At 66.4% G+C, this 14,650-nt stretch carries 11 protein-coding genes; 10 read left to right on the plus strand and 1 reads right to left on the minus strand.

Features of this window, described 5'->3' with window-relative positions; genetic code table 11:
- Nucleotides 1–2: 2 nt before the first annotated feature.
- The 4 genes from QP457_RS09280 to der all read left to right on the plus strand — a co-directional run bounded on the left by QP457_RS09280 (nt 3) and on the right by der (nt 4,187).
- Nucleotides 3–863 carry a RodZ domain-containing protein gene (locus QP457_RS09280; RefSeq protein WP_180166844.1) on the plus strand — a complete coding sequence of 287 codons (861 nt, stop codon included), beginning with the start codon at nt 3–5 and terminating at the stop codon, nt 861–863.
- 64 nt (nt 864–927) lie between these two features.
- Nucleotides 928–1,566, plus strand: a complete 639-nt coding sequence (locus tag QP457_RS09285) for a tetratricopeptide repeat protein (protein ID WP_100552316.1) — start codon at nt 928–930, stop codon at nt 1,564–1,566.
- A complete protein-coding gene (gene bamB / locus QP457_RS09290) occupies nt 1,566–2,774 on the plus strand; it encodes an outer membrane protein assembly factor BamB (RefSeq protein ID WP_140227102.1) in 1,209 nt (402 codons plus the stop codon). Before QP457_RS09285 ends, bamB begins: the two co-directional genes overlap by 1 nt.
- 15 nt (nt 2,775–2,789) lie before the next feature.
- Entirely contained in the window at nt 2,790–4,187 is a 1,398-nt protein-coding gene (der, locus tag QP457_RS09295; protein ID WP_025874993.1) for a ribosome biogenesis GTPase Der, read from the plus strand.
- A gap of 60 nt (nt 4,188–4,247) precedes the next feature.
- On the opposite strand, the gene QP457_RS09300 is transcribed toward der, so the two are convergent.
- Nucleotides 4,248–5,282: an alcohol dehydrogenase catalytic domain-containing protein gene (locus QP457_RS09300; RefSeq protein ID WP_205405674.1), complete on the minus strand. Its 1,035-nt coding sequence runs from the start codon at nt 5,280–5,282 to the stop codon at nt 4,248–4,250.
- Between the two features lie 106 nt (nt 5,283–5,388).
- Between QP457_RS09300 and QP457_RS09305 the strand changes: the two genes are divergently transcribed.
- The 6 genes from QP457_RS09305 to guaA all read left to right on the plus strand — a co-directional run bounded on the left by QP457_RS09305 (nt 5,389) and on the right by guaA (nt 14,278).
- Nucleotides 5,389–6,318, plus strand: coding sequence for a LysR family transcriptional regulator (locus tag QP457_RS09305; protein ID WP_205405673.1), 930 nt, complete (start codon nt 5,389–5,391; stop codon nt 6,316–6,318).
- Nucleotides 6,319–6,463: 145 nt separating this feature from the next.
- Entirely contained in the window at nt 6,464–7,600 is a 1,137-nt protein-coding gene (gene moeB / locus QP457_RS09310) for a molybdopterin-synthase adenylyltransferase MoeB (RefSeq protein WP_205405672.1), read from the plus strand.
- 251 nt (nt 7,601–7,851) lie between these two features.
- On the plus strand, nt 7,852–9,687 hold the full coding sequence (locus tag QP457_RS09315) for a monovalent cation:proton antiporter-2 (CPA2) family protein (protein WP_205405671.1): 1,836 nt from the start codon (nt 7,852–7,854) through the stop codon (nt 9,685–9,687).
- Between the two features lie 174 nt (nt 9,688–9,861).
- On the plus strand, nt 9,862–10,740 hold the full coding sequence (folD, locus tag QP457_RS09320) for a bifunctional methylenetetrahydrofolate dehydrogenase/methenyltetrahydrofolate cyclohydrolase FolD (RefSeq protein WP_205405670.1): 879 nt from the start codon (nt 9,862–9,864) through the stop codon (nt 10,738–10,740).
- Between the two features lie 405 nt (nt 10,741–11,145).
- A complete protein-coding gene (gene guaB, locus QP457_RS09325; RefSeq protein WP_205405669.1) occupies nt 11,146–12,603 on the plus strand; it encodes an IMP dehydrogenase in 1,458 nt (485 codons plus the stop codon).
- Between the two features lie 109 nt (nt 12,604–12,712).
- Nucleotides 12,713–14,278 (plus strand): glutamine-hydrolyzing GMP synthase, encoded by a 1,566-nt coding sequence (gene guaA / locus QP457_RS09330; protein WP_089240554.1) that lies wholly within the window; start codon nt 12,713–12,715, stop codon nt 14,276–14,278.
- The last annotated feature ends 372 nt before the right edge of the window (nt 14,279–14,650 follow it).

Raw genomic sequence — 14,650 nt, forward strand, 5'->3', positions numbered from 1 at the left:
TTGTGATTGATGACCAGACTGTGAGCGATCTCGAGACTGTGGCCGGCTGCGGCACCCGCCTGCGCCAGGCCCGCGAGGCCGCCGGACTGACCCTCGAAGACGTCGGCCAGCGCCTGCGCATGCCGGTTCAAGTGGTGAAGTCGCTCGAGCACGAGCAGTGGCAGAAGCTGGGTGCGCCGGTGTTCGTGCGCGGCCAGCTGCGCAGCTATGCCCGTCTGCTCGGTGTCGATGTCAGCGAACTGCTGGAACAGGCCCAGGTTGGCCCGGTGGTTCCGCCGACCCTGGTCAGCCACACCCACACCCCGCGTGCGCGCCGGATCGCCGAGAATCTCGGCCGCCGTGCGCTGTATGTCGGTATTACCGCCGTGCTGGCGGTCCCGGTCTGGTTCGCCACCCGTGGCCACTTCGATGGCACCGCGCCTTCGCCGAACACCGCCTCGCTGGACGTGATCCCGGCCGCCGTACCGGTTACCCCGGCCGGTCCCGGGTCCGCCGCTGCAGCGCCCGCCGAAGTGGCGGCCGCGCCCGTCATCAAGCCGACCGCTACCCCCTACGTCGCCTCGCTGGCCCCGGTGCCGCGGGCTGCGCCGGCGCCGGCCGCCAACCTGGACATGCAGTTCAGCGGCGACAGCTGGGTCGATATCGGTGGCCCCGATGGCGCCACCGTGGAGAAGGCGCTCATCAAGTCCGGTGAGAGCCGTAGCTTCACACCGGGCCAGGTTGCCCGCGTCACCTTGGGCAATGCTTCGGCGGTCCAGGTTCAGCAGAACGGCGCTATCGTCGATCTGACGCCCTATCAGCGAGCCAACGTGGCACGCTTTCAGGTATCCTCTGAAGGCTCCGTTGTCCCGGTTTCACACTGAGGCGCGGTTTCACCACCTTCGATAATCCCAATGGTCCCTCCCGACGGGCGGGGCGAGAGTACGCATGGCGATCGACGACCTGCTCGACGAGCACGAACAAAGTGAACGCGTCCGCAGCTGGCTGCGGAAGAATGGTGCCAGCATCCTCGGTGGCGTAGTCATCGCCATCGGTGCCATTGCCGGCTGGCAGTGGTACCAGAAGGACCAGGGCGGCAAGCTGGCCTCGGCCAATGTCGAGTACCAGAAGGCCCTGGCGGGTCTGCAGGCAAACAAGCTCGATGACGCGGCCAAGGCGGTCAAGGCGTTGGAGGCTGGCCCGTCCAGCATCTACGGCGACCTGGCGGCGCTGCAGCTGGCCAAGGCCCAGGTCGATGCGGGCAAGAATGAAGAAGCGCTGGCTACCCTGCGCGCGGTGAAGGTCGAAGGCGACCTGCAGCGCGTGGTCGACCAGCGCGTGGCGCGCCTGCTGGTGGCTACCGGCAAGGGCGATGAAGCGATCAAGCTGCTGGGCAGCGCCACCGACAGCAGCAGCCTGGAAATCCATGGCGATGCGCTGATGGCGCAGGGCAAGCGTGACGCGGCCCGCGAACAGTATGAGAAGGCGCTGAAGACGCTGGACGTGGCAGCGCCGCAGCGGCGACTGCTGGAAACCAAGGTTATGGACGCCGGCGGCACCGTCGCCGCCCCTGCGGAGTCGGTTTGATGAGTCAGAAGGTCATGATCACGCGCGTCGCCACCGTACTCCTGCTCGGTATGGCGCTGTCCGGTTGCAGCACCATGAAGGGCTGGTTCGCCGGCAAGGACGCAGCAGCGAAGAAGGCACAGGAGCCGGCGGAACTGGTGAAGTTCGAGCCGACCCTGAAGGTCAACAAGGCCTGGTCGGTCAACCTCGGCAAGGGCGAGCGCCGCATCGGCGTGCGCCAGGGCCCGGCAGTGGCCAACGGTCACGTGTTCGCCGCGGCGATCACCGGTGGCGTGCACGCCATCGACCTGCAGACCGGCAAGAAGGTCTGGACCTGGGAGCCGAAGAAGGAAAAGAAGAAGGCCAAGCTGCGGCTGTCCGGTGGTCCGGGCGTCGGCGAGAACCTGGTGGTCATCGGTACCCTCGATGGCCAGGTGATCGCGCTGGACATCAACGATGGCAGCGAGAAGTGGCGCGCACGCGTGCCGAACGAAGTCATCGCCGCGCCGGCCATTGCCCAGGGCATGGTCTTCGTGCGCAGCAATGATGGCCGCGTCACCGCGTTCGATGCCGGCAACGGCACCCAGAAGTGGTTCAACCCGAGCGAGCTGCCGGCGCTGACCGTGCGTGGCAACGCGGCGGTGGTGGCCGGTCCGGGCGTGCTGTTCATCGGCAAGGACGAGGGCAGCGTTGCTGCGCTGGCCATGCAGGACGGCCGCACGCTGTGGGACCAGAACGTCGGCACCGGCGAAGGCCGTACCGAGCTGGACCGCATGGCCGACGTTGATGGCGCCCCGGTGCTCGACGGCAATACGCTGTTCGTGAGCAGCTTCAAGAACCAGACCATGGCCATCGAAGGCCCGACCGGTCGCCCCCTCTGGGCGCGTGACCACGGCGGTGCCGGTGGTGTGGCGGTGTCTTCGGGCAATGTTTTCGTTACCGACAACAAGGGCGGCGTGTTCGGCCTGGACAAGGCCAGCGGCGCGGCGATGTGGTCGCAGACCGCACTGGCCCGGCGCTCGCTGACCGGTCCGGCGCTGCATGGCGACTACGTGGTGGTCGGTGACTACAAGGGATACCTGCATTGGCTGCAGGCCTCCGATGGCGCGATGGCGGCGCGGGCGAAAAGCGGCGGTGATGCGCTTCTGGCCCAGCCAATCGTCGTCGATGGGGTGCTGCTGGTGCAGAACGTTGATGGCAAGCTGACCGCATTCCGGTTGGCAAATTAATACGGAGTAATCGCGATGCTGCCTTTGGTCGCCCTGGTTGGACGGCCGAATGTCGGCAAGTCGACCATATTCAATGCACTGACCCGTACACGTGACGCCCTGGTCCATGACCAGCCCGGCGTCACCCGGGACCGCAACTATGGCGTCTGCCGGCTTGACGAGGACAACCATTTCCTCGTCGTCGATACCGGCGGCATCGCAGAGGAAGAAGAAGGCCTGGCTGGCGCTACCACGCGCCAGGCCCGCGCTGCCGCTGGCGAAGCTGACCTGATCCTGTTTGTCGTTGATGCCCGCGAGGGCACCTCGGCGATGGACGATGAGATCCTGGCCTGGCTGCGAAAGCTGTCGCGCCCGACGCTGCTGCTGATCAACAAGATCGACGGCACCGACGAGGACACCGTGCGTTCGGAGTTTGCCCGCTACGGCTTCAGCGAGATGCTGACCGTGTCGGCGGCCCACCGCCAGGGCCTGGACGACCTGCTGGACGAAGTCATCCAGCGCCTGCCGGAAGAGGGCAGCGGCGAAGAGCTGGACAACGATCCGAACCGCGTGCGCATCGCCTTCGTCGGCCGCCCGAACGTGGGCAAGTCGACCCTGGTCAATCGCATCCTCGGCGAAGAGCGGATGATCGCCTCGGACGTGCCGGGCACCACCCGCGATTCGATCTCGGTGGACCTGGAGCGTGACGGTCGTGAGTATCGCCTGATCGACACCGCCGGCCTGCGTCGCCGTTCGCGCGTGGACGAGGTCGTCGAGAAGTTCTCGGTGGTCAAGACCATGCAGTCGATCGAGCAGTGCCAGGTGGCCGTGCTGATGCTCGACGCCACCGAAGGCGTGACCGACCAGGACGCCACCGTGCTCGGCGCCGTGCTGGATGCCGGCCGCGCGCTGGTGATCGCGATCAACAAGTGGGACGGCCTGACCGACTATCAGCGTGAGCAGGCGGAAACGATGCTGTCGTTGCGCCTGGGCTTCGTGCCGTGGGCCGAATCGGTGCGCATCTCGGCCAAGCATGGTTCGGGCCTGCGCGAGCTGTTCCGTGCGGTGCACCGTGCGCACGAATCGGCGAACAAGACCTTCACCACCAGCGAAGTGAACAAGGCGCTGGAAGTGGCCTACGAGACCAACCCGCCGCCGACCATCCGCGGCCACGTCTCCAAGCTGCGTTATGTGCACCCGGCCGGCGCCAACCCGCCGACCTTCATCGTGCACGGCACCCGCCTGAAGGAACTGCAGGAGTCGTACAAGCGCTACCTGGAGAACTTCTTCCGCAAGCGCTTCAAGCTGATCGGTACGCCGGTGCAGTTCATCTTCCGCGAGGGTGCCAACCCGTACGAAGGCAAGAAGAACGTGCTGACCGAACGGCAGGTCAAGGCCAAGCGGCGCTTGATGAAGCACGTCAAGGGCAAGTGATCCACGAGAAGGCGGCCGCAGGGCCGCCTTTTTCGTTGTGGCGCGTTACGGCGCGCTTTCTCAGGCGCTGCCCCACGGCAGCAGCACCCCGCGGAACCTCATCCTGCCCGATGCCAGGCGGTCATAGGCCTCGGTCGCGTGGTCCAGGTCAAAGGTCTCGACCATCGGCTTTACCTTGCCGGTGGCGGCAAGCGCCAGCACTTCGCCAAGATAGTGCTGGCCACCATGGGTGGCGCCGATCACGCGCTGGCGCATCATGTGGAACGGTACGCCGTCGGACGAGATCGAGAAGGGCTGGCTGAAGTCCAGCCCGCACAGCACCACGCGTCCATCGACACGCAGGCCGGTCATGGCTTCTTCGGCCGAGCTGAATTCGTTGGTGGTCACCAGCAGCACGTCGGCGCCGCCGATCGTCTTCAGTTCCTTGCCACTGGCAACGACCTGGTCGGCGCCCAACTGCAGGGCAAGTGCATGCTTGTCCGCGGAATGCGTGATTGCGATGGTCTCGAAGCCACAGGCTCTGGACAGCTGCAGGGCGACGTGGCCAAGCCCGCCGATGCCAAGTACCGCGATCTTTTCCCGTGGCTGGGGTGCCGCATCGCGCAGCCCGCTCCAGGTCGTGTAGCCGGCACACATCATCGGCGCCGCATTCACGTAGGAGAGTCCGTCAGGCAGCAGTACCGTGCCTTCGGCGGAGATCGCGATGTACTGGGCATGGCCGCCCTGCGCGGCGAAGCCGGTGGTGCGAGGTGCATCGCAGTTCATTGCCGTCTGTCCGGACAAGGGACGGTTCTCGCGGCAGTAGGGGCAACGCCCGCAGGAGGACTGGACCCACGTGGTGCCCACGCGATCGCCCACCCGGCGCGAGTGCACGCCGGCGCCCACCTCCACCACTTCTCCGACTACTTCGTGCCCGGGCGTCTGCGGATAGATGTCGCCACCGTAACCCTGGGTTGCCCACACATCGGTGTAGCACATGCCGGACGCGTGAACCTTGACCAGTACCTGGCCCGGTTCGATCGCGGGTACCGGGACCTCCTGTACCTGCCACGGCTTGTTCGGCCCGGTCATCACAACCGCCTTCATCATCTTCATCGTCTTGATCCTGTCTCGGTGGATGAGCGCCGAGGGCCTGCGCCCGCGACAGCGCTGAGCGTAGAATCCGCTGACTATCAAGACAATCGCTTCAATATCTGACGACATGGTGAATATCATTCAGCAATCGGGTGGGGGTGATCTGGCGGCCTTCACCGCGTTCCTCGCAGTGGCAGCGCACCGCAGCTTCCGCAGTGCGGCGGCGGAGTTGAACATCACCCCGTCGGCGATCAGCCATGCCATCAAGACGCTGGAGCAGCGGCTGGGCGCACGCCTGTTCAATCGCACCACGCGCAGCGTCTCGCTGACCGACGCCGGCGAGCGCCTGGCGGAAAAACTGCGGCCAGCAATGGCGTCCATCGAGGAGGCGCTGCAGTCGGTGGATACCGAAGCGGGCACGCCGCGTGGCACCGTCCGCATCAATGCCAGCGAAGGGGCGATACGGCTCGTGCTGAAACCGGTGCTTGCACGGTTCCTGCGCCAGTACCCGCAGGTGCATCTGGACATCGTCAGTGACGGCAGGTTGGGCGATATCGTTTCGGACGGTTTTGATGCGGGAATCCGCCTTGCCGAAGCCGTGCCGCGGGACATGGTGGCGGTAGCGGTGACGCCGCCCATGCAGTTCGCGGCGGTTGCCTCACCGGCGTACCTGCACGCGCGTGGACGGCCACTGCGGCCACTGGATCTGCATCAGCACGACTGCATCCGCTTCCGGTTCGAGAGCGGGGCGATCTATCGCTGGGAGTTCGAGCGCCAGGGCGTCACCGAGCGGGTGAACGTCTCCGGGCCGATCACGCTGACGGACCAGCCGTTGATGGTCGACGCCGCCGTTGACGGCATCGGTATTGCGTTCGTTCCCGAGCATCTGGCGTTGGAGCCGTTGGCCGATGGTCGCCTGCTTCGGTTGCTTGAGGACTGGTGTCCCGAGTTCCCCGGTCTTTCGCTGTACTACCCGGGCCATCGGCATGTTCCTCCCGGGCTGAAAGCGCTCATCGGTGTTCTTCAGCAGCAGGTTGGAAGCAGGCAGCCGGCATAGCGCCGGGCTACGCTTGTAGTGCATCTGTAGAGCCGAGCCCATGCTCGGCTGCTTTTCGCGCATTGCCGCGCGCCAGCCGAGCATGGGCTCGGCTCTACAGATCCTGGTCAAGGCGGGCCGATGCCACGTGCGCGATAATGCGGCCATGAGCATTCCAGAGCTTTCCCCCGAACAGGCGCGAGTGCGCGTGGCCCATGGCGCGGTGCTGATCGACGTGCGCGAGGCGCATGAGCGGGCCGGCGGCATGGCCGAAGGCGCGCGTGGCGTCGCCAAGGGTGAATTGCTGGCTGACGCGGTCGCGCACCTGCCGCTGCCGGAACAGGAGATCCTGCTGATCTGCCAGAGCGGCAAGCGCTCGGCCGATGCGGCGCAGGCGCTGCTGGATGCGGGCTACACGAATGTGAGCTCCGTCGCTGGCGGCACCGTCGCCTGGCGTGAGTTGTCGCTGCCGTTGGTGCAGCCGCTGACCAGTGCCGCCGACCGCGATTTCTACGACCGCTACTCGCGCCATCTGCTGCTGCCGCAGGTGGGCGAGGGCGGCCAGCGCCGGCTGCAGCAGTCGCGGGTGCTGGTGCTGGGCGCCGGTGGGCTGGGTGCACCGGCCGGCTTCTATCTGGCGGCGGCCGGGGTAGGGCACCTGCGTTTCGCCGACCACGACCGTGTCGAGCGCAGCAATCTGCATCGGCAGATCGTGCATACCGAGGCCAGCGTCGGCCAGCTGAAGGTCGATTCGGCACGCGAGCGCCTGCTGGCGTTGAACCCGTCGATCGAGGTCGAGGCCGTGCCCGAGCGGGTGACCTCAGAGAACGTGGACCGCCTGTTGCAGGACGTCGACGTGGTGCTGGACGGCTCGGACAACTTCCCGCTGCGCTACCTGCTCAACGACGCCTGCATCAAGCACGCCAAGCCGATGGTCTATGCCGCCATCGAGCGCTTCGACGGCCAGGTGAGCGTGTTCGACGCCGGCCGCCAGCGTGGCGTGGCGCCGTGCTACCGCTGCCTGTTCCCGGAGCCGCCGCCGCCGGAGTTTGCGCCCAACTGCTCCGAGGCGGGCGTGCTGGGCGTGCTGCCGGGCCTGGCCGGGGTGCTGCAGGCCACCGAGGTGCTGAAGCTGCTGCTGGGCATCGGCGAGCCGCTGGTGGGGCGCCTGCTGCGTTTTGATGCGCTGGGCATGCGTTTCCGCGAGACCGGCATCGGGCCGGACCCGCAGTGCCCGGTGTGTGCACCGGGCGTGCCGTTCCCTGGGTATATCGATTACGCCGCGTTCTGTCGGGGCGGGTGAATCCGGCCGGGGGAACGCTCTGGTAGATGCCGACCTTGGTCGGCGCTCGTGTGCCAACCAAGGTTGGCACCTACCGAAGCGGGTGCATGGTTGGCGCCGACGAAAACATATGCATGGTTTCGGGATGATATTGGGGGTCATTCCCGGCATCGTTCCATCTCCAAGACAATAAAACGCAACACACGTGCTATTGCCGTCATCGGTGTTGCTCTATCGTTGAGTCCGATTTCGATTTCCGGGGAACCCACCGCATGGCGGTAGAAGCAGCGACCAGCGAGCTGGTCAAGGTCGTCGCCCTGTTGGGCGCAGCGGTGGTGATGGTGCCGCTGTTCCGTCGGCTCGGCCTGGGCTCGGTGCTGGGCTACTTTGCCGCCGGCCTGGCGATCGGCCCGTTCGGGTTGGGCTGGTTCTCCGACCCGCAGGCGATCCTGCATACCGCCGAACTCGGCGTGGTCATGTTCCTGTTCGTCATCGGCCTGGAAATGCGGCCCTCGCACCTGTGGAGCCTGCGCAAGGAAATCTTCGGGCTGGGCACGCTGCAGATCGTCACCTGCGCGCTGGTGCTGACCAGCATCGCCAAGCTGTTCGGGCTGCCGTGGCAGATCGCCTTCATCGGTGCCACTGGATTCGTGCTGACCTCCACCGCGGTGGTGATGCAGCTGCTCGCCGAGCGCGGCGATATCGCGCTGCCGTCGGGGCAGAAGATCGTCTCGATCCTGTTGTTCGAAGACCTGTTGATCGTGCCGCTGCTGGCGCTTGTCGCGTGGATGGCGCCGGCTGCCGGCAGCGCCGACGGTGAGGGCTCGCGCTGGATGTCGGTGGCGATCGGCGTGGGCGCCATCGTCGGCCTGGTGCTGGTCGGCCGCTTCCTGCTCAATCCGCTGTTCCGCGTGCTGGCCGAATCGAAGGCGCGCGAAGTGATGACCGCCGCCGCACTGCTGGTGGTGCTGGGTGCGGCGCTGCTGATGCAGCTGTCCGGGTTGTCGATGGCGATGGGCGCGTTCCTTGCGGGCGTGCTGCTGAGCGAATCGACCTTCCGCCACCAGATCGAAGCGGACATCGAGCCGTTCCGCGGCATCCTGCTGGGCCTGTTCTTCCTCAGCGTGGGCATGGCGCTGGACCTGGGCGTGGTGGCCGGCAACTGGCCGATGATCCTCGGCCTGGTGGTGGCGCTGATGGCGGCCAAGGCGCTGTGCATCTACGTGGTGGCGCGCTTGATGGGCAGCGACCATGCGCAGGCGCTGGACCGTGGCGTGCTGATGGCGCAGGGCGGCGAATTCGCCTTCGTGCTGTTCTCGGCGGCTGCGAGCGCCGGCGTGATCAGCCTGGACATCAATGCCAACTTCACCGCCGTGGTGGTGCTGTCGATGGCGCTGACGCCGCTGGTGGTGCTGGTCTACAAGCGCGTGGCGCCGAAGCCGACCGTCAGCCTGGAAGGCGTGGATACCGCCGATGGCCTGTCCGGCAGCGTGCTGCTGATCGGCTTTGGCCGCTTCGGCCAGGTGGCCAGCCAGTCGCTGCTGGCCCGCGACGTGGACGTGACCATCATCGACAACGACGTGGAGATGATCCACAACGCCGAGCGCTTCGGTTTCAAGATCTATTACGGCGACGGCACCCGTCTGGACGTGCTGCATGCGTCCGGCGCGGGCAGTGCGCGGGCGGTCGCGGTGTGCGTGAACAATGCCGAGGACGCTGACCGCATCGTCGAGCTGGTGGCCCATCAGTTCCCGCAGGCCAAGCTGCTGGTGCGTTCGTTCGATCGCGAACATTCGCTGCGGCTGATCCATGCTGGCGTGGACTTCCAGATCCGCGAAACGTTCGAGTCGGCGCTGCTGTTCGGGCAGGCCGCGCTGGTGGAGCTGGGCGCGGAGGAAGACGACGCGCGCGAGATCGCCGAGCAGATCCGCGAGCGCGACGCCGAACGCTTCGAACTGGAAATGGCCGGCGGCAATCTGCGTGCCGGCGCGCACATGGTGTTCGGCACCGCGCTGCCCGGCGTGCCGACGCCGACGCCGTTCACCGCGCCCAAGCGCAAGGCGCGCACGCTCAATGCGGATGAAGTGCCGGAAGAAGAAGAGGAATGATCGCCACGCGCCGCGCTTCGCGCTCGCCGGGCATGGCCCGGCGCTACCGGGGTGTCGCGCGATTCGTGGGTAGCGCCGGGCCATGCCCGGCGAGCGCAGCGGGCGATCGCGGCGGTGGGCGAGGGGCCGTGAATCGGGGACAATAGCGTCCCCGCCGCCCCACGCCCGCACCCGATGACCGACTCCGCCCCCCAGCTTCCTGCCCGCATCCTCGATGGCCGCCGTATCGCCGAGGACCTGCTCGACAGCCTGAAGGTGCGGGTCGACGCCCGTGTTGCCGCCGGTGGCAGCCGCCCGGGCCTGGCCGTGGTGCTGGTAGGTGGCGACCCGGCCTCGACCGTGTACGTGCGCAACAAGCGCCGCGCCGCCGAGAAGGTCGGCATCGGGGCTTATGACTACGATCTGCCGGCCGGCACCACCGAGGCTGAGCTGCTCGACCTGATCGACCAGCTCAACGCCGACCCGAAGATCAACGGCATCCTGATCCAGCTGCCGCTGCCGGGCATTCCCGATGCGCGCCGGCTGATCCAGCGCATCGACCCGCGCAAGGACGTGGACGGTTTCCACCCGGAAAACGTCGGCCACCTTGCCCTGCGCGAGTTCGGCCTGCGCCCGTGCACCCCGCGCGGCATCACCACGCTGCTGGGCCACACCGACCAGCCGGTGCGCGGCCGCAACGCCACCATCGTCGGCGTCAGCAACCACGTTGGCCGGCCGATGGGCCTGGAGCTGCTGATTGCCGGCTGCACCGTGACCAGCTGCCACAAGTTCACCCCCAAGGACGTGCTGGAACAGGCCGTGCGCAATGCCGACATCCTGGTGGTGGCGGTGGGCCGCCCGGGCATCGTGCCGGGCGAGTGGGTGAAGCCGGGTGCGGTGGTGATCGACGTGGGTATCAACCGGTTGGATGACGGCCGGTTGGTGGGCGATGTCGGGTTCGAGGCCGCAGCGCAGCGGGCGAGCTGGATCACCCCGGTGCCGGGTGGCGTGGGCCCGATGACCGTGGCCACGTTGATGCAGAACACGCTGGAAGCGGCGGAAGCCGGGGCCTGATCGGGCTGGGCTGCTTGCGCTGGGGCGTGGTAGCGCCGGGCCATGCCCGGCGGATTGTTGCGCCGCCGCTGCGCTCGCCGGGCATGGCCCGGCGCTACCGGGATCGCGTCGATGCCCCGTAATTCCCGCCGGTCCGCATGACCCGCTCCAGGTGGGTGCCAACCTTGGTTGGCACGATTCGTCCGGCATCGGGGCCCAGAAGGGGCGAAGGCATCTGCCTGTTTGTGCCAACCAAGGTTGGCACCTACCAAAGGCGGTTCAAGGGGGGGGCCAGCGCGGTGCGGGGGTCCCGGTCCATCGGATGAACAAACCACCGGCCGCGCGACACTGCGTCGCATCTACCCCCTGCCACAGGCCGCCAAAACAGGGTAAAATGTCGCGCTTCCCCACATCTCGGGTATGCCGATGCTGCGCATCCAGGCTGAAGCTCTCACCTACGACGACGTCTCGCTCGTCCCCGCTCATTCGACCATCCTGCCCAAGGACGTCAACCTCGAAACGCGGTTGACACGTGACCTGAAGCTCAAGCTTCCGATCCTGTCCGCCGCCATGGATACCGTCACCGAAGCACGCCTGGCCATCGCCATGGCACAGCTGGGCGGCATGGGCATCATCCACAAGAACCTGAGCGTGGAGCAGCAGGCCGCCGAAGTGGCCAAGGTCAAGAAGTTCGAGGCCGGCGTCATCCGCGACCCGATCACCGTCGGCCCGGAAACCACCATCCGCGACGTGCTGGCCCTGACCCAGGCGCACAACATCTCCGGCGTGCCGGTGGTGGGCAGCGACGGCCTGCTGGCCGGCATCGTGACCCACCGCGACATGCGCTTCGAGACCGAGCTGGACGATCCGGTCCGCCACATCATGACCAAGAAGGATCGCCTGATCACGGTCAAGGAAGGCGCCGCGTCTGATGAAGTGCTGCAGCTGCTGCACCGCAACCGCATCGAAAAGGTGCTGGTGGTCAACGATGATTTCGCCCTGCGTGGCCTGATCACCGTCAAGGACATCCAGAAGAACACCGACTTCCCGAACGCTGCCAAGGACATCGCCACCCGCCTGCTGGTCGGCGCCGCCGTCGGCGTGGGCGGCGATACCGATCGCCGCGTGGAAGCGCTGGTCGCTGCCGGCGTGGACGTGATCGTGGTCGATACCGCGCACGGCCACTCGCAGGGCGTGCTGGACCGCGTGACCTGGGTCAAGAAGAACTTCCCGAACGTGCAGGTCATCGGCGGCAACATCTGCACCGGTGAAGCCGCGCTGGCGCTGCTGGACAGCGGCGCGGACGCAGTGAAGGTGGGCATCGGCCCGGGCTCGATCTGCACCACCCGCGTGGTGGCCGGCGTGGGCGTGCCGCAGATCACCGCGATCGACCTGGTGGCCGAAGCGCTGCAGGACCGCATCCCGCTGATCGCCGACGGTGGCATCCGCTACTCCGGCGACATCGGCAAGGCGCTGGCCGCCGGTGCCTCGACCATCATGGTCGGTGGCCTGCTGGCCGGTACCGAGGAATCGCCGGGCGAAACCGAGCTGTTCCAGGGCCGTTCGTACAAGAGCTACCGCGGCATGGGCTCGCTGGCCGCGATGGAGAAGGGGTCCAAGGACCGCTACTTCCAGGACGCCGCCACCGCCGACAAGCTGGTGCCGGAAGGCATTGAAGGCCGCGTGCCGTACCGCGGCCCGGTGGGCGGCATCATCCACCAGCTGATGGGCGGCCTGCGCGCCACCATGGGCTACGTGGGCTGCGCCACCGTCGAGGACATGCGCAGCCAGCCCAAGTTCGTGAAGATCAGCGGCGCCGGCCAGCGTGAGAGCCACGTCCACGACGTGACGATCACCAAAGAGCCGCCGAACTACCGCTCCTGATGCGGGACGAGCAAAGAGGAACGAGGAAGCTGATTCCCGTTCCTCTTTCTCCATCTGCCGCTGAAAAATTCTGACGTTTTCGTTTTCCCTACTGCATTGCCGGGGCGCCATGACCAACATCCATAACGACAAGATCCTCATCCTCGATTTCGGCGCGCAGTACACGCAGCTGATTGCCCGCCGCATCCGCGAGCTGGGCGTCTACTGCGAAATCTGGGCGTGGGACCATAACCCGGCCGAGATCGCGGCGTTTGGCGCCAAGGGCATCATCCTGTCCGGTGGCCCGGAATCGACCACGCTGCCGGGCGCGCCGGCCGCACCGCAGGAAGTGTTCGACAGCGGCCTGCCGATCTTCGGCATCTGCTACGGCATGCAGACCCTGGCCGCGCAGCTGGGCGGTGCCACCGAAGCGGCTGACCAGCGCGAGTTCGGCCACGCCGAAGTTAACGTGATCAACCCGGATGCACTGTTCAAGGGCCTGAGCGACCACGGCGGCGAGCCGAAGCTGAATGTCTGGATGAGCCACGGCGACCACGTTTCCGTTGCACCCCCGGGCTTCACCATCACCGCCACCACCGACCGCATTCCGGTGGCCGCCATGGCCAACGAAGAAAAGCGCTGGTACGGCGTGCAGTTCCACCCGGAAGTGACCCACACCCTGCAGGGCCAGGCGCTGCTGCGCCGCTTCGTGGTGGACGTGTGCGGCTGCCAGACCCTGTGGACCGCCGCCAACATCATCGACGACCAGATCGCCCGCGTGCGCGAACAGGTGGGCGATGACGAAGTGATCCTGGGCCTGTCCGGCGGCGTCGATTCGTCCGTGGTGGCGGCGCTGCTGCACAAGGCCATCGGCGAGAAGCTGACCTGCGTGTTCGTGGATACCGGCCTGCTGCGTTGGCAGGAAGGCGACCAGGTGATGGCGATGTTCGCCGAGCACATGGGCGTAAAGGTGGTGCGCGTGAATGCCGCCGACCGTTACTTCAACGCGCTGGAAGGCGTGAGCGACCCGGAAGCCAAGCGCAAGATCATCGGCAACCTGTTCGTTGAGATCTTCGACGAAGAGTCGAACAAGCTGAAGAACGCCAAGTGGCTGGCGCAGGGCACCATCTACCCGGACGTGATCGAGTCGGCCGGCAGCAAGACCGGCAAGGCGCATGTGATCAAGAGCCACCACAACGTGGGCGGCCTGCCGGAGCACATGAAGCTGGGCCTGGTGGAGCCGCTGCGCGAGCTGTTCAAGGACGAGGTGCGCCGCTTGGGTGTTGAGCTGGGTCTGCCGCGCAGCATGGTTTACCGCCACCCGTTCCCGGGCCCGGGCCTGGGCGTGCGTATCCTGGGTGAAGTGAAGCGCGAATACGCCGAACTGCTGGCCAAGGCCGATGCCATCTTCATTGATGAGCTGCGCAAGGCGGATCTGTACGACAAGACTAGCCAGGCGTTTGCCGTGTTCCTGCCGGTGAAGTCGGTGGGCGTGGTGGGCGATGCGCGCGCTTATGAGTGGGTGATTGCGCTAAGGGCGGTGGAGACGATTGACTTCATGACCGCGCACTGGGCGCATCTGCCGTATGAGTTCCTGGGGACGGTGAGCAACCGGATCATCAATGAGTTGCGGGGGGTTTCAAGGGTTGTTTATGACATCTCGGGGAAGCCGCCGGCGACTATTGAGTGGGAATGAGTTGAAGGAACGAGGGCGCCGAGAGGCGCCCTTGTTGTATGTCAAGTGCTCCTGCAAATGGCGCACAGCTTGTGAGCTGATTGCCGCTGATCATCCCCAGTCAGTCATGCCGGCCACCTGCGACCGGGCCAAGGTTCAGAGTGGGGTGGCCAGACGCCGCTAATGGGGCAATTGCGTGGGAAATGCCGCATTTAATGGCTATGATTACCGCATTTGCGCCGCGCGGTCAGCTGAAGCTCTCATAGGTCCATGCCATAGCGCAGCGTTGGTATGCACAGAGTCATCTGGCCGGGTGAAGGGCAGGGACGGGGTGCGGCGTACGAAGCGGAAGCGCATCGCAGCAGGCGCCTCCGTCAGTGCAGTGGTTCTGGT

Source organism: Stenotrophomonas sp. As-7 (genome assembly GCF_030291015.1).
Taxonomy (GTDB): Bacteria; Pseudomonadota; Gammaproteobacteria; order Xanthomonadales; family Xanthomonadaceae; genus Stenotrophomonas; species Stenotrophomonas lactitubi.

Coding starts and splice junctions, on each gene's coding strand:
- guaA (WP_089240554.1), top strand. CDS start 12,713: ATGACCAACATCCATAACGACAAGATCCTCATCCTCGATTTCGGCGCG.
- QP457_RS09305 (WP_205405673.1), top strand. CDS start 5,389: ATGGTGAATATCATTCAGCAATCGGGTGGGGGTGATCTGGCGGCCTTC.
- QP457_RS09285 (WP_100552316.1), top strand. CDS start 928: ATGGCGATCGACGACCTGCTCGACGAGCACGAACAAAGTGAACGCGTC.
- QP457_RS09315 (WP_205405671.1), top strand. CDS start 7,852: ATGGCGGTAGAAGCAGCGACCAGCGAGCTGGTCAAGGTCGTCGCCCTG.
- QP457_RS09300 (WP_205405674.1), bottom strand. CDS start 5,282: ATGAAGATGATGAAGGCGGTTGTGATGACCGGGCCGAACAAGCCGTGG.
- moeB (WP_205405672.1), top strand. CDS start 6,464: ATGAGCATTCCAGAGCTTTCCCCCGAACAGGCGCGAGTGCGCGTGGCC.
- guaB (WP_205405669.1), top strand. CDS start 11,146: ATGCTGCGCATCCAGGCTGAAGCTCTCACCTACGACGACGTCTCGCTC.
- bamB (WP_140227102.1), top strand. CDS start 1,566: ATGAGTCAGAAGGTCATGATCACGCGCGTCGCCACCGTACTCCTGCTC.
- der (WP_025874993.1), top strand. CDS start 2,790: ATGCTGCCTTTGGTCGCCCTGGTTGGACGGCCGAATGTCGGCAAGTCG.
- folD (WP_205405670.1), top strand. CDS start 9,862: ATGACCGACTCCGCCCCCCAGCTTCCTGCCCGCATCCTCGATGGCCGC.